The sequence below is a fragment of the Streptomyces sp. NPDC003456 genome (genome assembly GCF_042878735.1).
Taxonomy (GTDB): domain Bacteria; phylum Actinomycetota; class Actinomycetes; order Streptomycetales; family Streptomycetaceae; genus Streptomyces.
The window spans coordinates 1039177-1061948 of record NZ_JBIAOK010000003.1 but is presented as its reverse complement, the minus strand read 5'-3'; the positions used below and the strand labels follow the sequence as shown (position 1 = coordinate 1061948).

General features: G+C 73.9%; 17 protein-coding genes and 1 pseudogene. 7 read left to right on the top strand and 11 right to left on the bottom strand.

The features are described from left to right. Positions 1-247 precede the first annotated feature (247 nt). Complete coding sequence (locus tag ACFYWG_RS15700) at positions 248-634, bottom strand: chorismate mutase (RefSeq protein WP_376323858.1); 387 nt, start codon at positions 632-634, stop codon at positions 248-250. 119 nt (positions 635-753) lie between these two features. On the opposite strand from ACFYWG_RS15700, the gene ACFYWG_RS15695 reads away from it, so the two are divergent. Continuing rightward, positions 754-1638, top strand: a complete 885-nt coding sequence (locus ACFYWG_RS15695; protein ID WP_376323856.1) for a hypothetical protein — start codon at positions 754-756, stop codon at positions 1636-1638. Positions 1639-1674: 36 nt separating this feature from the next. Here the strand turns inward: ACFYWG_RS15695 and ACFYWG_RS15690 are convergent, their stop codons facing one another. From ACFYWG_RS15690 to ACFYWG_RS15675, 4 genes are all read right to left on the bottom strand, one after another. Next, positions 1675-2409 (bottom strand): VWA domain-containing protein, encoded by a 735-nt coding sequence (locus ACFYWG_RS15690; protein ID WP_383509169.1) that lies wholly within the window; start codon positions 2407-2409, stop codon positions 1675-1677. 225 nt (positions 2410-2634) lie between these two features. Continuing rightward, complete coding sequence (locus tag ACFYWG_RS15685; protein ID WP_383503589.1) at positions 2635-4098, bottom strand: glutamate synthase subunit beta; 1464 nt, start codon at positions 4096-4098, stop codon at positions 2635-2637. Next, complete coding sequence (gene gltB, locus ACFYWG_RS15680; protein WP_383503588.1) at positions 4091-8707, bottom strand: glutamate synthase large subunit; 4617 nt, start codon at positions 8705-8707, stop codon at positions 4091-4093. Before gltB ends, ACFYWG_RS15685 begins: the two co-directional genes overlap by 8 nt. A gap of 375 nt (positions 8708-9082) precedes the next feature. After that, complete coding sequence (locus tag ACFYWG_RS15675; protein ID WP_389201686.1) at positions 9083-9814, bottom strand: VIT1/CCC1 transporter family protein; 732 nt, start codon at positions 9812-9814, stop codon at positions 9083-9085. A 212-nt stretch (positions 9815-10026) separates the two neighbouring features. Between ACFYWG_RS15675 and ACFYWG_RS15670 the strand changes: the two are divergent. The 6 genes and pseudogenes from ACFYWG_RS15670 to ACFYWG_RS15645 form a co-directional block, all read left to right on the top strand. Next, positions 10027-11016, top strand: a pseudogene (locus tag ACFYWG_RS15670) (ADP-ribosylglycohydrolase family protein); the annotation flags it as partial. Between the two features lie 617 nt (positions 11017-11633). Beyond that, complete coding sequence (locus tag ACFYWG_RS15665; RefSeq protein WP_389201684.1) at positions 11634-12959, top strand: ADP-ribosylglycohydrolase family protein; 1326 nt, start codon at positions 11634-11636, stop codon at positions 12957-12959. A gap of 7 nt (positions 12960-12966) precedes the next feature. Next, a complete protein-coding gene (locus ACFYWG_RS15660; RefSeq protein WP_389201683.1) occupies positions 12967-14127 on the top strand; it encodes an ADP-ribosylglycohydrolase family protein in 1161 nt (386 codons plus the stop codon). Next, on the top strand, positions 14124-15485 hold the full coding sequence (locus tag ACFYWG_RS15655; RefSeq protein ID WP_389201681.1) for an ADP-ribosylglycohydrolase family protein: 1362 nt from the start codon (positions 14124-14126) through the stop codon (positions 15483-15485). Before ACFYWG_RS15660 ends, ACFYWG_RS15655 begins: the two co-directional genes overlap by 4 nt. After that, complete coding sequence (locus ACFYWG_RS15650) at positions 15482-16681, top strand: CaiB/BaiF CoA transferase family protein (protein ID WP_389201679.1); 1200 nt, start codon at positions 15482-15484, stop codon at positions 16679-16681. The genes ACFYWG_RS15655 and ACFYWG_RS15650 overlap by 4 nt, the downstream gene beginning before the upstream one ends. Then, on the top strand, positions 16678-17490 hold the full coding sequence (locus tag ACFYWG_RS15645) for an HpcH/HpaI aldolase/citrate lyase family protein (protein WP_383503581.1): 813 nt from the start codon (positions 16678-16680) through the stop codon (positions 17488-17490). Before ACFYWG_RS15650 ends, ACFYWG_RS15645 begins: the two co-directional genes overlap by 4 nt. Positions 17491-17622: 132 nt before the next feature. On the opposite strand, the gene lgt is transcribed toward ACFYWG_RS15645, so the two are convergent. The 6 genes from lgt to trpC form a co-directional block, all read right to left on the bottom strand. Next, the gene (lgt, locus tag ACFYWG_RS15640; protein WP_383503580.1) at positions 17623-18615 is read right to left on the bottom strand and encodes a prolipoprotein diacylglyceryl transferase; all 993 of its coding nucleotides are present in this window, start codon (positions 18613-18615) and stop codon (positions 17623-17625) included. An 84-nt stretch (positions 18616-18699) separates the two neighbouring features. Next, positions 18700-19476 carry a DsbA family protein gene (locus ACFYWG_RS15635; protein ID WP_385418031.1) on the bottom strand — a complete coding sequence of 259 codons (777 nt, stop codon included), beginning with the start codon at positions 19474-19476 and terminating at the stop codon, positions 18700-18702. 85 nt (positions 19477-19561) lie between these two features. Further along, on the bottom strand, positions 19562-20380 hold the full coding sequence (trpA, locus tag ACFYWG_RS15630; RefSeq protein WP_383503578.1) for a tryptophan synthase subunit alpha: 819 nt from the start codon (positions 20378-20380) through the stop codon (positions 19562-19564). Then, positions 20377-21660, bottom strand: coding sequence for a tryptophan synthase subunit beta (trpB, locus tag ACFYWG_RS15625; RefSeq protein ID WP_389201675.1), 1284 nt, complete (start codon positions 21658-21660; stop codon positions 20377-20379). The genes trpA and trpB overlap by 4 nt, the downstream gene beginning before the upstream one ends. A 75-nt stretch (positions 21661-21735) precedes the next feature. After that, positions 21736-21936, bottom strand: coding sequence for a tryptophan biosynthesis modulator TrpM (gene trpM / locus ACFYWG_RS15620; RefSeq protein WP_383503576.1), 201 nt, complete (start codon positions 21934-21936; stop codon positions 21736-21738). A gap of 21 nt (positions 21937-21957) precedes the next feature. Further along, positions 21958-22767 carry an indole-3-glycerol phosphate synthase TrpC gene (trpC, locus tag ACFYWG_RS15615; RefSeq protein ID WP_376323832.1) on the bottom strand — a complete coding sequence of 270 codons (810 nt, stop codon included), beginning with the start codon at positions 22765-22767 and terminating at the stop codon, positions 21958-21960. Between the last annotated feature and the right edge of the window lie 5 nt (positions 22768-22772).

The following is a 22772-nucleotide window of genomic DNA, read 5'->3' as shown; positions in this document are numbered from 1 at the left end:
CGGCGGGCCGGAGTCAGCGGGATGAGCGGGATGTGCCGGGTCTGCGCAACGCGGCGCGTGCGGCGCAGGGCCTCCGGGCCGCCGACGCCGGGCATGGGCACGTCGAGCAGGAGCAGGTCCACCCCGCCGCGAGACCCACCCCGCCGCGCTCACCTGGAGGGACCGGAGCGGGTCCGGGACGCTGACGCGCGGTACGCGCCGGCCGGCATGCTTGATCGGCGCGGCACGCCCGGCGCGGGCCGCCGTGTCACTCCCCCGGTGGCCGGTCGGCGGGGGCGGCGGCGGTCTCGACGGGGACGGCCGCGCCGTTGAGCGCCTCCTCGGCGATGCGCTCGTGGTGGCGGATGACCTCGGCCACGATGAAGTTGAGGAACTTCTCGGCGAAGGCCGGGTCCAGCTTGGCGTCCTCCGCGAGGGCGCGCAGCCGGGCGATCTGGCGGGCCTCGCGGGCGGGGTCGGCGGGCGGCAGCTGGTGCCGGGCCTTGAGGAGGCCGACCTGCTGGGTGGCCTTGAAGCGCTCGGCGAGCATGTGCACGACGGCGGCGTCGATGTTGTCGATGCTGTCGCGCAGTCGCGCGAGCTCCTCGCGGACGCCGGGCCCGGCGTCGTCGGTACCGGTGATGCTGGTGGTCATGGGGCGGAAGCCTACGGGGGCCGGGCGGCCGGGCCGCGGGGTGTCTCACGCCTCGGCGGCCCGGGGCGGGTGCGCCCTCGTACAGTGGAACGGGGTTCCCGGCGTCCTGGGGGTGCGGCGTGGCGAACGACGGGCCGGTCGAGCACGGCTACCCGCATCTGGAGACGGTGCGCGCCGCGGTGACGGCGCTGTACCGGCGGCTGTCGTACGTCACGGTGCGGACGTTCGCGTCGAGTGTGGTCCCGGCGGACGTGGCGTTCTGCGACACGGACGACCTGTATCTGGGGGCGCAGCGGGTGGCGCGCGAGCTGGTGGGGCACTACCGGCTGCCGGACGCGCGGCTGGTCGTGGGTTTCCGCGAGATGCGGCACGCGGCGAACGTGGAGCTGACGGCGGGGCCGGAGTACTTCGTGGAGCTGAACGACCGGTTCCGCAGTCATCGGCGGGACATCGGGGCGGCCCTCGCGCACGAGGTGACGCATGTGTTCCTGCACCGCCTGGACCTGTCGTTCCCGGGCGTGCGGGACAACGAGATCCTCACGGACACGGTCGCGGCGTACCTGGGCGCGGGCTGGCTGCTGCTGGACGCCTACCGGGAGGACGGGGCGTCGTCGCAGAAGCTGGGCTATCTCACGCCGGAGGAGTTCGGGTACGTGCTGGCCAAGCGGGCGCTGGTGTTCGGGGAGGACCCGTCGGTGTGGTTCACCAGCGCGCAGGCGTACAGGGCGTACGGCAGGGGCATGGAGCTCGCCCTGCGGGACGGGCGGCAGCCGCCGCTGACGGCGGCGGGCTGGGCGGGGCGGCGCCGTTACGCCCGGGACCGGCGGCACGCGCCGCAGGGGCCGCAGCCGGGGGTGCGCTACGCCTTCTCGCCGGACGCGGGCGGGGGGTTGCGGGTGTCGTTCCCCTGTCCGACCTGCGAGCAGCGGATCAGGGTGCCGGTGCAGGGCCGGGTGCGCGCCCGCTGCGCCCTGTGCCGCAGCGTCCTGGAGTGCGACACCTGACGCCGCGGAGCGGGGGCGCCGCCCGGCCCGGGGCGGTCAGCGGGCGTCGTGGTCGCGGACGATGCCGGCGGCCCGGGCGGCGGCGAGCCACTGGGGGAACTCGCCCACGAGCCGGTCGTACAGCTCGGTGTCCGGCACCGTGCGGGGGTCGGCGCCCGCGTGGAAGAAGCCGGCGTTGTCGACGGGCCGCTTGCCCGGCACGGCCAGGTCGTCGAGCCTGCGCAGGAAGTCGAACTGCTTGCTGTGCGGGTCGCCGAAACCGACGAACTGCCAGAACAGCGGCAGCTTCGCCGCCTTGCACAGGTACCGTTCGGCGGCGAGCTTGTTGATCGGCCCGCCGTCCGTCTGGAAGACGACCAGCGCGGGCTCGGCCGTCCCGCTGTCGAGGTAGTGGTCGATGACGGCGTCCATCGCCAGGTGGTAGCTGGTGCGGCCCATGTGCCCGAGCCCGGCCACGATCTCCTGGATGCGCCCCTCGTGCCGCTCCAGGGCGATCTCGGTCTCGGCGTCGACGTCCGTGGAGAAGAACACCACCGGCACGGACCCGTCGTCGTCGAGGTGCGCCGACAACCCGAGCACCCGGTCGGCGAGCGCCTGCACGCTGCCGTCCGCGTAGTACGGCTTCATGGAGCCGGAGTAGTCGACCACGAGGTGGACCGCGGCCCGCAGCCCGTCCAGCCCGTGTTTCCCGAGGGACACTCCGGCGCTCTTGTAGAGGTCCACCAGCGCGGGGGCGCTCTCCTGCACCTTGCTGAGACTGATCGCGGCCATGGCGTCACTCTCTCACAGCCCGGCGCCCCCTCGGTCGCTCCGTCCCGGCACCCGGGCGGCCGGGCCGAGGAGTCGGGGTCGTGGCGGGTGCTGCCGGCGCATCTGCCCCTGGGGGGGCGGCCGAGAGGTTTCGACGGCGCCTGCCCGGGTGTCCGGTCGGGGACAGGGAGGGCAGGCGCCGTCGGTGTTCCGCACGCCTTTGTGCGGGACGTTCTCGGGGTGCGCTCAGACCATCAGCGCGCGGTCCGTCGGGCGGATCGGGGCCGGCAGCTCACTGGCGCCGGTGAGGTGGCGGTCCACCCCGCGCGCCGCCGAACGGCCCTCGGCGATCGCCCAGACGATGAGCGACTGGCCGCGGCCGGCGTCACCGGCGACGAACACACCCGGCACGTTGGTCTGGTAGTCGCCGTCGCGGGCGATGTTGCCGCGCTCGTCGAGCTCCAGGCCGAACTGCTCGACCAGGCCGTTCTCCCGGTCGGTGCCGGTGAAGCCCATCGCCAGCGTCACCAGCTGGGCGGGGATCTTGCGCTCCGTGCCCGGCTTGGGCGTCAGCCTGCCGTCGACGAACTCCACCTCGGTCAGGTGCAGCCACTGGACGTTGCCGTCCTCGTCGCCCTCGAAGTGGGTGGTGGAGACGGAGTAGACCCGCTCGCCGCCCTCCTCGTGCGCCGAGGTGACCTTGTACAGCATGGGGAAGGTCGGCCACGGCTGGTTGACCGGGTGCCGGTCCTCGCCCGGGCGGGGCATGATCTCCAGCTGCGTGACGGAGGCCGCTCCCTGGCGGTGGGCGGTGCCGACGCAGTCCGCGCCGGTGTCGCCGCCGCCGATGACCACGACGTGCTTGCCCTCGGCGGAGATGGGGGGCGCGACGAAGTCGCCCTCCTGGACCTTGTTGGCCAGGGGCAGGTACTCCATCGCCTGGTGGATGCCCTTGAGCTCGCGGCCGGGCACCGGCAGGTCGCGGGCCGTGGTCGCGCCGACGGCCAGGACGACCGCGTCGTAGCGCTTCTTCAGGTCCGTGGCCTTCAGGTCGCGGCCGATCTCGACGCCCGTGCGGAAGCGGGTGCCCTCCGCGCGCATCTGCTCGATGCGGCGGTTGATGTGCCGCTTCTCCATCTTGAACTCGGGGATGCCGTACCGCAGGAGGCCGCCGACGCGGTCCGCGCGCTCGTAGACGGCGACGGTGTGGCCGGCGCGGGTCAGCTGCTGGGCGGCGGCCAGACCCGCCGGGCCCGAGCCGACGACGGCGACGGTCTTGCCGGACAGGCGCTCCGGGATCTGCGGGGCGACGTCCCCGGTCTCCCACGCCTTGTCGATGATCGAGACCTCGACGTTCTTGATGGTGACCGGCGGCTGGTTGATGCCGAGCACACACGCCGACTCGCACGGGGCGGGGCACAGGCGGCCGGTGAACTCCGGGAAGTTGTTCGTCGCGTGCAGGCGCTCGGAGGCGGCGGCCCAGTCCTCGCGGTAGGCGTAGTCGTTCCACTCGGGGATGAGGTTCCCGAGGGGACAGCCGTTGTGGCAGAACGGGATGCCGCAGTCCATGCACCGGCTGGCCTGCTTGCTGATGATCGGCAGCAGGGAGCCGGGGACGTAGACCTCGTTCCAGTCGCGGACGCGCTCCTCGACGGGGCGGGACCTGGCGACCTCGCGCCCGTGGTTCAGGAAGCCCTTCGGGTCAGCCATTGATCGCCGCCTCCATCATCTTCTCGTGGGTCTCGGTCTCGGAGAGACCGGCTCGCTCGGCGGCGTCCTTGGCGGCGAGCACTGCCTGGTACGTGCTGGGGATGATCTTGCTGAAGCGCGCCACGCCTCCCGTGGGGTCGTCCCACTCGGCCAGGAGCTTCTCGGCGACGGTGGAGCCCGTCTCCTCCCGGTGGCGGCGGACCACGTCGTGCAGCCACTGCTTGTCGGCGTCGTCCAGCGCCTGGACGGCGTCGAGGTTGCCGGCGTTGACGTTGTCCCGGTCGAGGTCGATGACGTAGGCGACGCCGCCGGACATGCCGGCCGCGAAGTTGCGGCCGGTCTCGCCGAGCACCACCGCGTGACCGCCGGTCATGTACTCGCAGCCGTGGTCGCCCACGCCCTCGGAGACGACCGTCGCGCCGGAGTTGCGCACGCAGAACCGCTCACCGGTCTTGCCGCGCAGGAACATCTCGCCGCCGGTGGCGCCGTAGCCGATGGTGTTGCCGGCGATGACGCTGTACTCGGCGAGGTGGTCGGCGGCGCGGTCCGGGCGGACCACGATCCGGCCGCCCGACAGGCCCTTGCCGACGTAGTCGTTGGCGTCGCCCTCCAGGCGCAGCGTGACGCCGCGCGGCACGAACGCGCCGAAGGACTGGCCGGCGGAGCCGGTGAAGGTGATGTCGATGGTGTCGTCGGGCAGGCCCGCGCCACCGAACTTCTTGGTCACCTCGTGGCCGAGCATGGTGCCGACCGTGCGGTTGATGTTGCGGATGGCGACCTGGGCGCGCACCGGCTGGGCCTCGTTGGCCCCGGGGGCGGCGAGCGCGTCGGCGGCGAGCCTGATCAGCTCGTTGTCGAGCGCCTTCTCCAGGCCGTGGTCCTGGGAGACGACCTGGTGGCGGGCGGCGCCCTCGGGCAGCTCGGGCACGTGGAACAGCGGCTCCAGGTTCAGGCCCTGCGCCTTCCAGTGGTCGACGGCCCGGGTGACGTCGAGGGCCTCGGCGTGGCCGACGGCCTCCTCGATGGAGCGGAAGCCCAGCTCGGCGAGGATCTCGCGGACCTCTTCGGCGATGTACTGGAAGAAGTTCACGACGTACTCGGCCTTGCCGGTGTAGCGCTCGCGCAGCACCGGGTTCTGGGTGGCGATGCCGACCGGGCAGGTGTCCAGGTGGCAGACGCGCATCATGACGCAGCCGGAGACGACGAGCGGCGCGGTCGCGAAACCGAACTCCTCGGCGCCCAGCAGCGCGGCGATGACCACGTCGCGGCCGGTCTTCAGCTGACCGTCGGTCTGCACGACGATGCGGTCGCGCAGGCCGTTGAGCAGCAGCGTCTGCTGGGTCTCGGCCAGGCCCAGCTCCCAGGGGCCGCCCGCGTGCTTCAGCGAGGTGAGCGGCGAGGCACCGGTGCCGCCGTCGTGGCCGGAGATGAGCACCACGTCCGCGTGCGCCTTGGAGACACCCGCGGCGACCGTGCCGACGCCGACCTCGGAGACCAGCTTGACGTGGATGCGCGCCTGGGGGTTGGCGTTCTTCAGGTCGTGGATCAGCTGGGCGAGGTCCTCGATGGAGTAGATGTCGTGGTGCGGCGGCGGGGAGATGAGGCCCACGCCGGGCGTCGAGTGCCGCGTCTTGGCGACCCACGGGTAGACCTTGTGGCCGGGCAGCTGACCGCCCTCGCCGGGCTTGGCGCCCTGGGCCATCTTGATCTGGATGTCGTCGGAGTTGACCAGGTACTCGGAGGTCACGCCGAAGCGGCCGGAGGCGACCTGCTTGATGGAGGACCGGCGGGCCGGGTCGTACAGGCGCTCGGGGTCCTCGCCGCCCTCACCGGTGTTGGACTTGCCGCCCAGCTGGTTCATGGCGATGGCGAGCGTCTCGTGCGCCTCCTGGGAGATGGAGCCGTACGACATGGCGCCGGTGGAGAAGCGCTTGACGATCTCGGAGACGGGCTCGACCTCGTCGATGGAGATCGGCCGGCGGTCCGACTTGAAGCCGAACAGGCCGCGCAGCGTCATCAGCCGCTCGGACTGCTCGTTCACGCGCTCGGTGTACTTCTTGAAGATGTCGTAGCGGCCGGAGCGCGTGGAGTGCTGGAGGCGGAAGACCGTCTCCGGGTCGAACAGGTGCGGCTCGCCCTCGCGGCGCCACTGGTACTCGCCGCCGATGTCCAGCGCGCGGTGCGCCGGGGCAATGCCGGAGGCCGGGTAGGCCTTGGCGTGCCGGGCGGCGACCTCCTTGGCGACGACGTCGATGCCGACGCCGCCGATCTTGGTGGCGGTGCCGTTGAAGTACGTGGCGACGAACGTCTCGTCCAGGCCGACGGCCTCGAACACCTGGGCGCCGCGGTAGGAGGCGACGGTGGAGATGCCCATCTTGGACATGACCTTCAGCACGCCCTTGCCGAGGGCGTGGATGAGGTTGCGGATGGCCTGCTCGGGCTCGATGCCGGGCAGGAAGGTGCCGGCGCGGACCAGGTCCTCGACGGACTCCATCGCCAGGTAGGGGTTGACCGCGGCGGCGCCGTAGCCGATGAGCAGGGCGACGTGGTGGACCTCGCGGACGTCGCCGGCCTCGACCAGCAGGCCCACCTGGGTGCGCTGCTTGGTGCGGATCAGGTGGTGGTGGACGGCCGCGGTGAGCAGCAGCGAGGGGATGGGCGCGTGCTCGGCGTCGGAGTGGCGGTCCGACAGGACGATCAGGCGGGCGCCGTTCTCGATGGCCGCGTCGGCCTCGGCGCAGATCTCCTCGATGCGGGCGGCCAGCGCGTCACCGCCGCCGTGCACCCGGTACAGGCCGGACAGGGTCGCGGCCTTGAAGCCGGGCATGTCGCCGTCGGCGTTGATGTGGATGAGCTTGGCCAGCTCGTCGTTGTCGATCACCGGGAAGGGCAGCAGGACGCTGCGGCAGGAGGCCGCGTTCGGCTCCAGCAGGTTGCCCTGCGGGCCGAGGGAGCTGCGCAGGGAGGTGACCAGTTCCTCGCGGATGGCGTCCAGCGGCGGGTTGGTGACCTGCGCGAAGAGCTGGGTGAAGTAGTCGAACAGCAGGCGCGGGCGGTCCGAGAGCGCGGCGATCGGCGAGTCGGTGCCCATGGAGCCGATGGGCTCGGCACCGGCCTTGGCCATCGGCGCGAGGATGACGCGCAGCTCCTCCTCGGTGTAACCGAAGGTCTGCTGGCGGCGGGTGACCGAGGCGTGGGTGTGGACGATGTGCTCGCGCTCGGGCAGGTCGGACAGCTCGATCTCGCCGGCTTCCACCCACTCCTCGTAGGGGTTCTCGGCGGCGAGCTGGGCCTTGATCTCGTCGTCCTCGATGATGCGGTGCTCGGCGGTGTCCACCAGGAACATGCGGCCGGGCTGGAGGCGGCCCTTGCGGACGACCTTGGCCGGGTCGATGTCCAGGACGCCCACCTCGGAGCCGAGGACGACCAGGCCGTCGTCGGTGACCCAGTAGCGGCCGGGGCGCAGTCCGTTGCGGTCGAGGACCGCGCCGACCTGGGTGCCGTCGGTGAAGGTGACGCAGGCCGGGCCGTCCCAGGGCTCCATCATCGTGGAGTGGTACTGGTAGAACGCGCGCCGGGCCGGGTCCATGGAGTCGTGGTTCTCCCACGCCTCCGGGATCATCATCAGCACGGAGTGCGGCAGGGAGCGGCCGCCCAGGTGCAGCAGCTCCAGGACCTCGTCGAAGGAGGCGGAGTCGGAGGCGTCCGGCGTGCAGACCGGGAAGATCCGGTCGATGGCCTTGCCGTCGCCGCCGAACAGGTCGGAGACGAGCTGCGACTCGCGGGCCACCATCCAGTTGCGGTTGCCCTTGACGGTGTTGATCTCACCGTTGTGCGCGACGAAGCGGTAGGGGTGGGCCAGCGGCCAGGACGGGAAGGTGTTCGTCGAGAACCGGGAGTGCACGAGCGCGATCGCGGAGGCGAAGCGGCGGTCGGACAGGTCCGGGAAGAAGGGCTCCAGCTGGCCGGTGGTCAGCATGCCCTTGTAGACGACGGTCCGCGCGGACAGCGACGGGAAGTACACGCCGGCCTCGCGCTCGGCGCGCTTGCGCAGCACGAACGCCTTGCGGTCCAGGGCGATGCCCGCGGCGGGCACCGCGGCGCCGTCGGCGACGAAGAGCTGGCGGAAGACCGGCATGGTCGACCGGGCGGTGGCGCCCAGCAGCTGGGGGGCGACCGGCACCTCGCGCCAGCCGAGGACGGTGAGGCCCTCGTCGGCGGCGATCGTCTCGATCTGCGAGACGGCGTCGTCGGTGCCGGCCTCGGGCAGGAAGGCGATGCCGACGGCGTAGGAGCCCGCCGCGGGCAGCTCGAATCCGGCCACGTCGCGGAAGAAGGCGTCCGGGACCTGCGACAGGATGCCCGCGCCGTCGCCGGAGTCGGGCTCGGAGCCGGTGGCGCCTCGGTGCTCGAGGTTGCGCAGGACGGTCAGAGCCTGTTCCACCAGGGTGTGGGACGCCTCGCCGGTGAGGGTGGCGACGAAGCCGACGCCGCAGGCGTCGTGCTCGTTGCGGGGGTCGTACATACCCTGCGCAGCAGGGCGAGCATCCATGAAGGACCAGTTCTGGCCATTCGCGGAGTGCTGGGACGGCTGGCGCGGCGTACGCATCGGCTCTCCCGTCGTCGTCAGGTGGCATGTGCAGGTGCCGAGGGACGACGTTGGCCCTCGCGTGATCGCAAAATTTCGTGCAGGTTACATGATGGAGCGGTTCTCGGGAAGCGGGATAATCCGTTCCACCATGCGGACACCACGGCTGTGCGGACGGGTCACCGAACCGGCGGTGGAGACTGAGGGGGGCCGGACGGACCGATCGGTCGGATCGTCTGCGTCGGCCCGGGGGCGGAGCGGGCGTCGTCGCCCACCCCGTCGAGGTGCGACGGGCGTCATTGCCCGCAGCGCTTACGGCTCATGCCCGGTCGTTGCACCCTCGAAACCAGCGAGTAACGACTACCTATGCGGTCCCTTGCATAGGTCCGAGCCGCGCTATCCTACGGCCGTTCCGAACAGAGTGCCCAGGGCGTACGTCACACCGGCCGCCGCGCCGCCCAGCAGCAACTGCCGCAGGCCGCTGTACCACCAGGTCCGGGCCGTCACCTTGGCCACGACCGCGCCGCACAGGAAGAGCCCGAGCAGCGCGGCCACGACGGCCGGCCAGAGCGCGTTCGCCCCCAGCAGGTACGGCAGCACCGGCACCAGGGCGCCCAGCGCGAAGGCGCCGAAGCTCGACACCGCGGCCACGGTGGGCGAGGGCAGGTCGCCGGGGTCGATGCCCAGCTCTTCCCGGGCATGGATCTCCAGTGCCTGCTCGGGGTCCCTGGACAGCTGCCGGGCGACCTCCTCGGCCAGCTTCCGCTCGACGCCCCTGGCCTCGTACAGCGCGGCCAGCTCGGCCTCCTCGTCCTTCGGGTGCTTCCTCAGCTCGCGCCGCTCCACGTCCAGCTCCGCCTCGACCAGCTCGCGCTGGGAGGCCACCGAGGTGTACTCGCCCGCGGCCATGGAGAAGGCGCCGGCCGCCAGGCCGGCGAGTCCGCTCAGGACGACGGTGTGCTGACCGGCCGCCCCGCCGGCGACCCCCGTCATCAGGGCCAGGTTGGAGACGAGGCCGTCCATGGCGCCGAACACCGCGGGACGCAGCCAGCCGCCGTTCACGTCCCGGTGCGTGTGGTTGTCCCGGTGCGCCTCGTGCAGCGCCGCCTCGGTGTCGATGATGGCCATGAAAGATCCGCTCCCCTTGTCTGGACTCGTTCCAGATTTTTACAACCCCCAAACTACGCCTGGAATTCCGTCCCCGCCAGCAAGGAAAGGCTGGGCTAACCTGCGGTTTTCCCCTTCGGCGACCCCTCTTCGGATGCTTCTGCCCGGCATCGACCGGGTGACGCTCGGGCTCCCGATGCTCGGGCCGCACGCCCCGGGGGGACACATGCCCCATGGCATCGACCGCCGGCACTCCCTCCGCCCCGGACCCCCAGGACCCCACCGGGTTGCGCGCCCGGGCCCGGGGCGCCCTGCTGGGCCTGGCCGTCGGTGACGCGCTCGGGGCACCGGCGGAGAACATGAAGCCCTCCGAGATCCGGGCGCGCTGGGGCCGCATCACCGGGTACGTGGCCGACGACCCGGCCGGCACCGACGACACCGAGTACGCGATCTTCTCGGGCCTGCTCCTGGCCCGGCACGGCTCCGCGCTGACCCCGGCCCACGTGGAGGCGGCCTGGCACGAGCTGATCGCCGACCGTCACGAGGGCCCGTTCCGCGGCGCCGGTTTCAGCGAACGCGGCACGCTGGAGAACCTGCGCCGGGGCCTGGCCGCCCCCATCTCCGCCCAGCACCGGCACGCCTGGAGCGACGGCCTGGCCATGCGCGCGGCCCCCTTCGGCGTCTTCGCCGCGGGCCGCCCTGCGGAGGCGGCCCGGCTGGTGGCGATCGACGGCTCGGTGAGCCACGACGGCGAGGGCATCTACGGGGGCCGGGCCGTGGCGGCCGGCGTGGCCGCGGCGATGGCGGGCGCCCAGGTGATCGCGGTCGTGGCCGCGGCCCTCGCGGTCGTCCCGGACGACTCGTGGACCGCGCGCTGCCTGCGCCGGGCCGTGACGGCCGCCCACCGCGGCGAACGCGCCGTGCGCTCCGCGGTGGTCATCGGCGGCTACCCCTGGACCGATCTCGCCCCCGAGGCGGTCGCGCTCGCCTTCGGCGCGTACGCCGCGGCCGACGGCGACTTCGAGCAGTCGGTCCTGACGGCGGTCAACATGGGCCGGGACGCGGACACCACGGCGGCGGTGGCGGGGGCCCTGGCGGGTGCGACCCAGGGGGTGTCGGCGATCCCGGCCGGCTGGGCCGCCCCCGTCGGCCCGGTGAGCGGCAGCTGCCTGCCGGCGATGGCCGGCTACCACGTCCTGGACGTGGCGGACCTCCTGACCCCACCCCACCGCACCCCGCAACCGCCACCACCGGCCCCCGGGCGGGCCCCGGCGGGCCCCGTTCAGGCCCCTGCGGACCTCGGTCCGACCCCGGTGGACCCCGAACCGGCCCCTGCGTACCTCGGCCCGGCTTCCGCGGACCCCGGGCAGGCCCCGGCGGACCGCGGACCGGCCCCCGCGTACCTCGGCCCGGCCCACGCGGACCCCGGGCGGGACCCGGCGGACCGCGGACCGGCCCCCACGGATCCCGAACCGGCCCCCATGGACCTCGGCCCGGCCCACGCGGTCCCCAGGTGGGCCCCGGCGGACCCTGGACCGGCCCCCACGTACCCCAGGCCGGCCTCCACGGACCCCGGGCGGACCCCCGCAGACCCCGGGCGGGCCCTGGCGGACCTTGAACCGGCCACCGCGCACCTCGGCCCGGCCCCCACGGTCCCCAGGCGGGACCCGGCAGACCCCGAACCGGCCCCCGCGGACACCGGGCGGGCCCCCACGGACCGCGGGCCGACCCCGGCGGCCCCCGAACCGGCCCCCACGGACCCCCGGCGGGCCCCGGCCGCCCCCGAACCGGCCCCCGCGGACTTCGTCCTGGCGGCGGGAGACGAACCGGAGGCTTCGGCATGACGACGGACCAGATGGCGCCGCCCCCCGCACCGCCCCCCGCCGACGGCGCGCACACGCCGGCGACCGGCACGCGGGAGGCAGCCCCGGCACGGCACGATCCGCCCGCCGCCCACGGCGCGCACGCGCCACGGGAGGCGAGGGCCGCTCGGGGGACGGTCACGGGCGGTGCGCGGGCGGGAGACGAAAGGGCCGACGGCGGAGCAGCGGCCGGGAGCCGCACCGAAGGGCTCCTGCTGGGCCTCGCCGCCGGCGACGCCGCCGGCTGGCCCGCCGCCCGGCACAGAGCCGCCCGCATGCCCGACTGGACCCGCCGCCTGACCCGCGAGCTGGACACCTTCGCCGAGCAGAACGCCACGACCACCCTGCCCGTCCCCATCGCCCTGAACCAGCCCCCCGAGCCCCTGCGCCTCGGCCCCTCCGACGACGCCGAATGGGCGGCCTTCGCCGCCGAGGCCCTGCTGAGCGCCGGTGAGGACACGGTCCTGGACGACCTCGGCCGGGACCGCCGTATCCGGGCCGCCATCGACCTCACCTGGAACGCCGTGGCCGGCGAGGTCGCCGCCGCGGCGGACCGGGCCCCCGAGATCGAGTCCGCCGTCCTGCCCCTGCGGGCCCGCATCTCCGTCCGCGCCGGCCTCGGCAACCTCGCCACCGGTCTGCGCCCGCCCGCCACCGGCCACGACAATCCGCACTACTTCGACGACGCCGCCTGCGTCCGCGCCTGCGTCCTGGCCGCGGCCCACCCGGGCGACCCCGCGAGCGCCGCCGCCCTGGCCGAGTTCGACGCCCGCTACACCCAGGACGGCGACGGCGTGCACGGCGCCCGCGCGATGGCGGCGGCCCTCTCCCTCGCCCTGGCCGGCGCGGACGTCGGCACGTGTGTCGCGGCGGCCCTGGACGAACTGCCCGAGTCGACGGAGATCGGCCGCAACGCCCGGCACGCCCTGCACCTGGCCGCCGCGGCGGACAGCACCTTCGCCCTGGTCCCGCCCCTGGAGCACCAGATCGTCGACCACGTCTACAGCTACGGCATCGCCGCCGCCGAGACCGTGCCGGTCGCCCTCGCCCTGGCCACCGCCGCTCGCGGCCGCATCGCCGAGGCCGTCCCGGCCGCGGCCTGCCTGTCCCGCGTCGCGGACTCCGCCCCCGCCCTCGCCGGAGCCCTCACCGGCGCCCTGGGCGGCGGCGCGTCGATCCCGGCGTCCTGGCGGGAGACCTGCCGCACCCTCTCCGGGTGCGTCCTGCCCCGCCTCACCGGCACCGACCTCGTGGAACTCGCCGGACTGCTGGAAGCCGCACAACCGGCCCGCCCGGGAGGATGATGCGCCCATGCAGCCTGAATCCCATCAAAACGCCCCACTGGACGAGCGGATCGCCGGCGCCCTGGTCGGCGCGGCCGTCGGCGACGCCCTCGGCGGCCCCGTCGAGGGCTACAGCCCCGAGCAGATCCTGGAACGCCACGGCGGCCGCGTCCACGGCGTCGTCGGCCCCTGGCACGGCGACGACTGGCGCACCGCCCGCCCCCTGGCCCCGTACCACAAGGGCGACGGCCACGTCACCGACGACACCTTGATGACGCACGCGCTGGTCCGCGTCTACGCCCGGGTCCGCGACCACCTCGACGCCTACGCGATCGCCGACCACCTGGTCCCCGACCTGATGACCGAGCCCCGCTGGATCCCCGAGCTGGAGACCGAGGCACTCCCCCTCCAGCGGATCTTCCTGGCGGAGAAGTGGCTGGTCACCAGGCTCCACTACGGTCATGCCGACCCGCGCGAGGCCGGCACCGGGAACATCGTCAACTGCGGCGCGGCCATGTACGCGGCCCCCGTGGGCCTGGTCAACGCGGCCGACCCGCGGGCGGCGTACGCCGAGGCCCTGGACGTCGCCGGCGCGCACCAGTCGTCGTACGGCCGGGAGGCGGCGGGCGTCCTGGCCGCCGCCGTGGCCGCCGCCTGCACCCCGGGGGCGAGTCCGGACTCGGTCGTCTCGGCCTGCCTGGCCCTGGCGAAGGACGGCACCCGCGCGGCGATCGAGCGGGTCTGCGAGGAGGCCGCGCGCCACACGGACTTCGAGTCGGCGCTCGCCCCGCTGCGCGAGGCCGTCACCCCCTACGACACCGTGGGCCCCGACTACCGCGCGCCCTCGCTGGGCGCCCGCCGGCCCTCCCGGCTGCACGCCGTCGAGGAGCTCCCCGTCGCCCTCGGCATGGTGCTGGTGGCGCGCGGCGACTACCGCCACGCGGTCCTGGGGGCCGTGAACTACGGCCGCGACTGCGACTCCATCGCCACCATGGCGGGCGCCGTGGCCGGGGCCCTCGGCTCGCCGGTGCCCGAGGAGTGGGCGAAGACGGTGGCGGAGGCCAGCCGGCTGGACCTGTGGGAGCCGGCGGTGACGCTCACGGCGGTCACCCGCGAGATCTTCGCCAAGGACGTGGCCCGCCGCCGGGCCCACGAGCGGGCCTTCGCCTCCCTCGGAGGCCCGGAATGATGCGCTTGACCTGGGTCCAGCCGGAGGACCTGATCGGCCACGAGCTGCGCCAGGCGGCGCAGGACGGCCGTGAACCGTCGCGGATCGCGGCCCGCTGGCGGGCGGCGGGCGGCCCTGCGGCCCCCCTGACGGCCGGGGCGTCCCCCACCCCGGCCTCCCGCTACCTGCGCCGCCTGGCGGAGGACCTGCTGGACGAACTGGCCGACCTGCCGAGCGCGTCGGCGGACGACGAGCCGACCGGCCTGGAGGCGATCCGGGCCGCCTGCCCCGACTGGCCGGCCCCCGCGTCCCGCTCCACCACCGGCACCGACCGCCTGGAGGCCGCCTGGCTCGGCCGGGCCGCCGGCTGCCTGCTGGGCAAGCCGGTCGAGAAGCTGCCCCTCGACGCCGTCCGCCGGCTCGCCCGGTCCACCGGCAACTGGCCCCTCGCCGGCTACTTCACCGCCCGCGGCGTCCCACCGGAGCTGCTGCGGGAGCATCCCTGGAACCGCCGCTCGGCGGCCACCTCCCTCGCCGAGAACATCGACGGCATGCCCGAGGACGACGACCTCAACTACCCCCTGCTCAACCTGGTCCTGCTCCGGCGCCACGGCAGGGACTTCACCACCGCCGACGTGGCCCGCACCTGGCTCGACGAACTCCCCGCGGGCCGCACCTTCACCGCCGAGCGCGTCGCCTACCGCAATCTGCTCTGCGGCCTGGAGCCCCCGCACACCGCCCGCCACCGCAACCCGTTCCGCGAGTGGATCGGGGCCCTGATCCGTGCCGACGTCCACGGCTGGACCCACCCCGGCGACCCGGCCGGCGCCGCCGAACAGGCCCACCGGGACGCCACCTTGACCCACACCGCCAACGGCGTCTACGCGGCGATGTTCACCGCCGCCGTGATCGCGGCGGCCGCGACCGGCGACCACGACGTCCACGCCTGCCTGCGCACCGGCCTCACCGTCGTGCCCCCGCGCTCCCGCCTCGCCGCGGCCGTCCGGCACGCCGTGCAACTGGCGCGCGGCCACGAGGACTTCGACACGGTCGTCGACGAGCTGCACGCCGTGCACGCCGCCGGCCACCACTGGGTGCACGCCGTCCCCAACACCGCCCTGATCGCCGCCGCGCTCACGCACGCCGACGGCGACTTCGGCGGCTCCATCAGCCGCGCCGTCGGAGGCGGCTGGGACACGGACTCGGTCGGTGCCACGGCCGGCAGCATCGCGGGCCTGCTGGCCGGGCACCCCGCGGCGCTGCCGGACCACTGGACGGCACCCCTGAAGAACCGCCTGTCCACGTCGGTGGGCGGCTTCGACGGCATCGGCTTCGACACGCTCGCCCACCTCACGCACCGGGAGATGCACCGCTCATGACAGCGCCTCAGCCCGCGCCCCTGTCCGGTCTGCGCGTCCTCGACCTCGCCACTCTGTTCGCCGGCCCGATGGCCGCCACCCTGCTCGGCGACTTCGGCGCGGAGATCGTCAAGGTCGAGCACCCGGCGAAGCCGGACCCCTCGCGCGGCCACGGCCCCGCCAAGGACGGCGTGGGCCTGTGGTGGAAGACGCTCGGCCGCAACAAGCGCACCATCACCCTGGACCTGTCCAGGCCCGGCGGCCGCGCCACGCTGCTGCGCCTGGCCGCCACCGCCGACGTGATCGTCGAGAACTTCCGCCCCGGCACCCTGGAGAAGTGGGACCTGGGCTGGCCGGAGCTGTCGGCCGCCAACCCGCGGCTGGTCCTGGCCCGCGTCACCGGGTTCGGCCAGTTCGGCCCCTACGCGCACCGCCCCGGCTTCGGCACCCTCGCCGAGGCCATGAGCGGCTTCGCCGCGATCACCGGGGAACCGGACGCGCCCCCGACCCTGCCCCCGTTCGGCCTGGCCGACGCCATCGCGGGGCTGACGACGGCGTACGCCGTGATGACGGCCCTCGCGGCGCGGGAGCGGACCGGCGAGGGCCAGGTCGTGGACATGGCCCTGATCGAGCCCATCCTGGCCGCGCTCGGCCCCCAGCCCCTCTGGTTCGACCAGCTCGGCCACGTCCAGCCGCGCACCGGCAACCGCTCCCCCAACAACGCGCCGCGCGGCGTCTACCGCACCGCGGACGGCTCGTGGGTCGCGGTCTCCACCTCGGCCCAGTCGGTCGCCGAGCGCGTGATGCACCTGGTCGGCCGCCCGGAGCTGATCGACGAGCCCTGGTTCGCGACCGGCGCCGACCGCGCCCGCCACGCCGACGTGCTGGACGAGGCGGTCGGCTCCTGGATCGCCGCGCGCACCCGCACCGACGTGCTGGCCGCCTTCGAGAAGGCCGAGGCCGCGGCGGCCCCGATCTACGACGTGCGGGACGTGATGGCGGACCCGCAGTACCAGGCCCTGGACACCGTCACCACCGTCGACGACCCGGAGCTGGGCCCCCTGCGCATGCAGAACGTCCTCTTCCGCCTGTCCGCCACGCCCGGCTCGATCCGCTGGGCCGGGCGGCCGCACGGCGCCGACACCGACGAGGTGCTCACCGAACTGGGCCTGACCCCGGCCGACCTCGCCGCGCTGCGCACCGAGGGCGCCCTGTGACACGGCACCCCCTCACCTGGCTCTACGCCCCGGGCGACCGGCCGCAGGTGGTGGCGAAGGCCCTCACCCACGGCGCCGACGCGGTGGTGGTCGACCTGGAGGACGCGGTCGCCCCGGACCGCAAGGCCTACGCCCGGGCCGCCACCGCCGAGCTGCTCACCGAAGCGCCGCCGGTCCCGGTCCACGTCCGCGTCAACGCCCTGGGCAGCCCGTGGGGCGAGGAGGACGTCGCCGCCCTCGCGCGGGCGCCCGGCCTGTCCGGGCTGCGCCTGCCGAAGGTGACCTCGCCCGCGGAGATCGTCCAGGTCGCCGGCCGGGCCGCGGTGGGCCTGCACGCCCTCGTGGAGTCGGCCCTCGCCGTGGAGCTGGCGTACGTCATCGCCACGGCCCACCCGGGCCTGCGCGGCATCTCGCTCGGTGAGGCGGATCTGCGGGCCGACCTGGGCGTGTGCGACGACCGGGGCCTGGACTGGCCGCGGTCACGGGTGATCGTGGCCGCCCGCGCCGCGGGACTGCCCCCGCCGGCCCAGTCGGTCCACCCCGACATCCGCGACCTGCCGGGGCTCGCCGCGTCCTGCGCGCGCGGCCGCGCGCTGGGCTTCCTCGGCCGGGCCGCGATCCACCCCCGGCAGCTCCCGGTGATCGAGCGCGCCTATCTGCCCACCGAGGAGGAGATCGAGCGGGCCGAAGCGGTCCTCAAGGCGGCAGCGAGCGACCCGGGCGCCCAGGCCCTCCCCGACGGCAGCTTCGTCGACGCGGCCACGGTGAAGGCAGCCCGCCGCACCCTCTCCCTGACCCACCCCCGCTGAGCCCTGCGGGCCGGGGGCCCAGCGGGCTCGCCGCGCGTGAGGGCCCCGCCGACCGCCGTGCGGCGCCGGCGGAACGCGGCGAGGGCGCCCCGGAACATGCCGGGGCGCCCTCGACGGCGTGCGGAGAGCCGGTCAGGTCTTCTTGCCCGACCCGGCCTCGTCCTTGGCCTCGTCCCTGGTTTCTTCCTGTCCGGTCTCACCGGCGCTGCCGTCGGCGGCCTTCCCGGCGGGCTCGTCCGCCTCGTCCGCGGCCTCGGTCTTCTCCTCGCCCGCGGCTCCCGCACCGTCGGCCTGGTCCGCCGGGGCCGTCGCGCCCGGCTCCACGACGTCCTCCCGGCCGGGCCGCTTCTTCGCCGACACCACGAAGTAGGCGACCGCCAGCAGGAACACGAAGATGGCGGTCCACACGTTGAGCCGCAGCCCCAGCACGTGGTGCGCGTCGTCGACCCGCATGTACTCGATCCACGCGCGGCCCGAGCAGTACGCGGCGACGTACAGGGCGAACGCCCGGCCGTGTCCCAGCCGGAAGCGGCGGTCGGCCCAGATGACCAGCAGGGCCACGCCGACGCACCACAGCGACTCGTACAGGAACGTCGGGTGGTAGGTGCCCGGGACCCGCCCGTCGGAGGAGGAGGTGATCTCAAGCGCCCACGGCAGGTCGGTGGGCTTGCCGTACAGCTCCTGGTTGAACCAGTTGCCCCAGCGGCCGATGGCCTGTGCGAAGGCGATGCCGGGCGCGACGGCGTCGGCGTAGGCCGGCAGGGGGATGCCGCGTCGGCGGCAGCCGATCCAGGCTCCCAGCGCGCCCAGCGCGATGGCACCCCAGATGCCGAGGCCGCCCTCCCAGATCTTGAAGGCGTCCACCCAGTCACGGCCCTCGCTGAAGTACAGCTCGTAGTCCGTGATCACGTGGTAGAGGCGGCCGCCGATCAGGCCGAAGGGGACGGCCCAGACCGCGATGTCGGCCACCGTGCCGGCCCGCCCGCCCCGGGCGATCCACCGCTTGTTGCCGAGCCAGACGGCAACGAAGACGCCGATGATGATGCAGAACGCGTAGCCGCGCAGCGGAATGGGGCCGAGGTACAGCACCCCGCGCGACGGGCTGGGAATGAAGGCAAGTTCCATGGCAAGGTCGACGCTACCGTGCCGGACCGGGCCCGGGGTGGGCGGCCCGGCTACGGGTCCATAACAGGGGCGGGTGGACGTGCCCTATCCCTGGTTCGCCTTCTGCACCATCTGCTTGAGCTTGGCCGGGGTCATCGTCCGGTCCTGGTAGATGTTCTTGCCGTCGAACAGCACGGTCGGGGTGCCGGAGAAGCCCCCCTTGTCGAACGCCTGGTGGGACTTGGCGACCCAGCTGTTGTGCGTGCCGTCCTCGACGCACTTGCGGAAGGCGGGCGTGTCGAGGCCGTCGACCTTGCCGGCCAGCTCGATCAGCTTGCCGTTGTCCGCGTAGGCGTCGTCGACCTCCTGCGGCTGGTTGTCGAAGAGGACGTCGTGGTACGCGGCGAACTTCCCGGCGTCCTGGGCGCAGGCGGCCGCGTTGGCCGCGTTGCGTGAGCCGGTGCCGCCCATGTTGCCGTCGATGAGGGTGACCAGGTGGTAGTCGACCTTGAGCTGGCCGGCCTCGGTCAGCTCCTGGATCACCGGCCGGTAGACCGTCTCGAAGGACTTGCAGGCGGGGCAGCGGAAGTCCTCCCACACCGTGAGCGTCGACTTGGCGCTGTCCTTGCCGACCGGGACGGCCAGGCCGTCCTTGCCCTGCGCTCCCGAGGGCACCACGACCGGGCCGGAGGCCTCGGAGCCGTCGTCCTTGCCGGCGTTGGCCGCGACGACGCCGATCACCGCCGCGAGTCCCAGGACGGCGACGACGGCGCCGCCGACGATCAGCGCGCGCCGGCGCTTGTCCGCGGACTTCTGCTTCTCGCGCTCGACCGCCAGTCGCTCACGGGCGGTGCGCTTTCCCTCACGGTTCTTCTCGCTCACACCCCGGAAACGAACCGGGGAGACGCACCGCGCCTCCCCGGCCCGAGGTCCACCCGTACGAGGGACCCGTACGACGTCGGCGTCGTCACGCCCGTCCGCGCACGCCCTGGGCGAGATCGGCAGCGAGTGCGCGCACGGCCTCGACGCCGGCCGCCTCGTCGGGGGCGTCGAGCATGGCCTTGACGAAGGCCGAGCCGACGATCACGCCGTCGGCGAAGCCGGCGACCTCGGCAGCCTGGGCGGGGCTGGAGACGCCGAGCCCGACGCAGACCGGCAGGTCGGTCCCGGTGGCCCGGGTACGTTCCACGAGGTCCTGGGCCTGGTTGCTGACGCTGGCGCGGGTGCCGGTGACGCCCATGAGGGAGGCGGCGTAGACGAAGCCGCTGCCCGCCGCGGTGATCTGCGCGAGCCGCTCGTCCTTGCTGCTGGGGGCGACGACGAAGACGGTGGCGAGACCGTGCTTCTCCGCGTGCTCCCGCCACAGCGCCGACTCCTGCACGGGCAGGTCGGGCAGGATGCACCCGGCGCCGCCCGCCTCGGCCAGCTCGGCGGTGAACCGCTCGACGCCGTAGCGGTCGATGGGGTTCCAGTACGTCATGACGAGGATGGGCTTGCCGGTGGCGGTGTGCGCCTCGCGGACGGTGCGCATCACGTCGGCGATGCGGACACCGCCGCGCAGGGCGATGTCGTCGGCGGTCTGGATGACGGGGCCGTCGAGGACGGGGTCGCTGTGCGGCAGCCCCACCTCGACGACGTCGGCGCCGCCGTCGACGACGGCCTTGATCGCCTCGATGCCGCCGTCCACGGTCGGGAAGCCGGCCGGGAGGTAGGCGATGAGGGCGGAGCGCCCCTCGGACCTGGCCGCGGCGAGGGTGTCGCTCAACAGCTGGATGGTGCCGCTCACTTGGCGTCCCCCTCGATCTCGGCGGTGCCGGAGGCGTCCTCGGCGACCTCGGCGTCGGTGTCGTACAGGCCGAAGTAGCGCGCGGCGGTGTCCATGTCCTTGTCGCCGCGCCCGGAGAGGTTCACCACGATCAGGCCGTCCTCGCCGAGTTCCCGGCCGACGTCGAGGGCGCCGGCCAGGGCGTGGGCGCTCTCGATGGCCGGGATGATGCCCTCGGTGCGCGACAGCAGGCGCAGGGCCTGCATGGCCGCGTCGTCGGTGACCGCGCGGTACTCGCCGCGGCCGGAGTCCTTCAGGTAGGAGTGCTCGGGGCCGATGCCCGGGTAGTCCAGGCCGGCCGAGATCGAGTAGGGCTCGGTGATCTGGCCCTCCTCGTCCTGCAGGACGTAGGAGCGGGAGCCGTGCAGGATGCCCGGCTCGCCGGCGGTCAGGGTCGCGGCGTGCTCGCCGGTGTCGACGCCGTGCCCGGCGGGCTCGCAGCCGATGAGGCGCACGCCCTCGTCGGGGAGGAAGGCGTGGAAGAGGCCGATGGCGTTGGAGCCGCCGCCGACGCAGGCGATCGCGGCGTCGGGCAGGCGCCCGGCGCGCTCCAGGAGCTGGCGGCGGGTCTCGACGCCGATGACCCGGTGGAAGTCGCGGACCATGGCCGGGAAGGGGTGCGGTCCGGCGACCGTGCCGAACAGGTAGTGGGTGCGGTCGACGTTGGCGACCCAGTCCCGGAAGGCCTCGTTGATGGCGTCCTTGAGCGTGCGGCTGCCGGACTTCACGGCGATGACCTCGGCGCCGAGCATGCGCATGCGGGCCACGTTGAGGGCCTGGCGCTGCGTGTCGATCTCGCCCATGTAGATGGTGCAGTCGAGGCCGAAGAGCGCGCAGGCGGTGGCGGTCGCGACGCCGTGCTGGCCGGCGCCCGTCTCGGCGATGACCCGGGTCTTGCCCATGCGCTTGGTGAGCAGGGCCTGGCCCAGCACGTTGTTGATCTTGTGGGAGCCGGTGTGGTTGAGGTCCTCGCGCTTGAGGAAGACGCGGGCGCCGCCGGCGTGCTCGGCGAAGCGGGGCACCTCCGTCAGGGCGGAGGGGCGGCCGGTGTAGTTGACCAGCAGGTCGTCGAGTTCCTTGGCGAACTCGGGGTCGTGCTTGGCCTTGTCGTACTCGACGGCCACCTCGTCGACGGCGGCGACGAGGGCCTCGGGGATGAACTTGCCGCCGAAGGCCCCGAAGTAGCCCTCGGGCGTCGGGGTCTGCCCCTCGGGGTCGGGGATGAAGAACTGGCTGGGCATGCGGATACCTCACGGTGAGTGTGTCGGGTGCACTGGTCGCCGTGGGGGCGGGAAACGGCAGGCGGCCGCGAGCCGTCAGTGGCTGGTCGCGCAGCTCCCCGCGCCCCTTGCGGGGCGCTGCTGCCATCGCATGCCGTTGACCTGGCCGGGCTCGTCACCGATGACGTACCGGACGCGGCGGCCGTGGACCCGGCGGGCGGGCGCACGGCAGCCGCGGGGGCGGCAGCCGCGCGCGAGGCGGGCGTACCGGTCCACGGTCGTCAGGATGGTGGTCATCGGGACAAGCCTAGCGGGAGGTCAGCTCCGGCCGTGCCGGAGGGCGGGGTGCTCGCCGGCCGCCACCAGGTCGGACACCGCCGTCCTGGGGTCCTTGCCGGTGACGAGGGACTCGCCCACCAGGACCGCGTCGGCGCCGGCGTTGGCGTAGGCGATGAGGTCGTGCGGGCCGCGGACGCCGGACTCGGCGATCTTGATGATGTGGTCCGGGATCTCGGGGGCCACGCGCTCGAAGGTGCCGCGGTCGACCTCGAGGGTCTTGAGGTTGCGGGCGTTGACGCCGATCACCCGGGCACCCGCGTCGACCGCGCGCTCCACCTCGTCCTCGTCGTGCACCTCGACCAGCGGGGTGAGCCCGATGGACTCGGCGCGCTCGATGAGGGACTCCAGGGCGGGCTGGTCGAGGGCGGCGACGATCAGCAGGGCGAGGTCGGCGCCGTAGGCCCGGGCCTCCCACAGCTGGTATGAGGTGACGATGAAGTCCTTGCGCAGCACCGGGATGTCCACCCGGGCGCGCACGGCCTCCAGGTCGGCGAGCGAGCCGCCGAAGCGGCGCTGCTCGGTGAGGACGGAGATGACGGCCGCGCCGCCCGCCTCGTAGTCCGCGGCGAGGCCGGCCGGGTCGGCGATGGCGGCCAGGGCGCCCTTGGAGGGGCTGGAGCGCTTGACCTCGCAGATGACCTTGACGCCGTCGCCGCGCAGGGCGGCCGCGCCGTCCTTGGCGGCGGGAGCCTTCGCCGCGCGCTCCTTGAGCTCGTCGAGGCTGACGCGCGCCTGCCGCTCGTCGAGGTCGGCTCGGACTCCGTCGATGATCTCGTCGAGCACACTCACGCGAG

Bases quoted from the DNA above. Each gene is read 5' to 3' on its own strand.
- ACFYWG_RS15700 (WP_376323858.1), bottom strand. From the start codon at position 634: ATGACCACCAGCATCACCGGTACCGACGACGCCGGGCCCGGCGTCCGC.
- ACFYWG_RS15690 (WP_383509169.1), bottom strand. From the start codon at position 2,409: ATGGCCGCGATCAGTCTCAGCAAGGTGCAGGAGAGCGCCCCCGCGCTG.
- ACFYWG_RS15685 (WP_383503589.1), bottom strand. From the start codon at position 4,098: ATGGCTGACCCGAAGGGCTTCCTGAACCACGGGCGCGAGGTCGCCAGG.
- gltB (WP_383503588.1), bottom strand. From the start codon at position 8,707: ATGCGTACGCCGCGCCAGCCGTCCCAGCACTCCGCGAATGGCCAGAAC.
- ACFYWG_RS15675 (WP_389201686.1), bottom strand. From the start codon at position 9,814: ATGGCCATCATCGACACCGAGGCGGCGCTGCACGAGGCGCACCGGGAC.
- ACFYWG_RS15665 (WP_389201684.1), top strand. From the start codon at position 11,634: ATGACGACGGACCAGATGGCGCCGCCCCCCGCACCGCCCCCCGCCGAC.
- ACFYWG_RS15660 (WP_389201683.1), top strand. From the start codon at position 12,967: ATGCAGCCTGAATCCCATCAAAACGCCCCACTGGACGAGCGGATCGCC.
- ACFYWG_RS15655 (WP_389201681.1), top strand. From the start codon at position 14,124: ATGATGCGCTTGACCTGGGTCCAGCCGGAGGACCTGATCGGCCACGAG.
- ACFYWG_RS15650 (WP_389201679.1), top strand. From the start codon at position 15,482: ATGACAGCGCCTCAGCCCGCGCCCCTGTCCGGTCTGCGCGTCCTCGAC.
- lgt (WP_383503580.1), bottom strand. From the start codon at position 18,615: ATGGAACTTGCCTTCATTCCCAGCCCGTCGCGCGGGGTGCTGTACCTC.
- trpB (WP_389201675.1), bottom strand. From the start codon at position 21,660: ATGCCCAGCCAGTTCTTCATCCCCGACCCCGAGGGGCAGACCCCGACG.
- trpM (WP_383503576.1), bottom strand. From the start codon at position 21,936: ATGACCACCATCCTGACGACCGTGGACCGGTACGCCCGCCTCGCGCGC.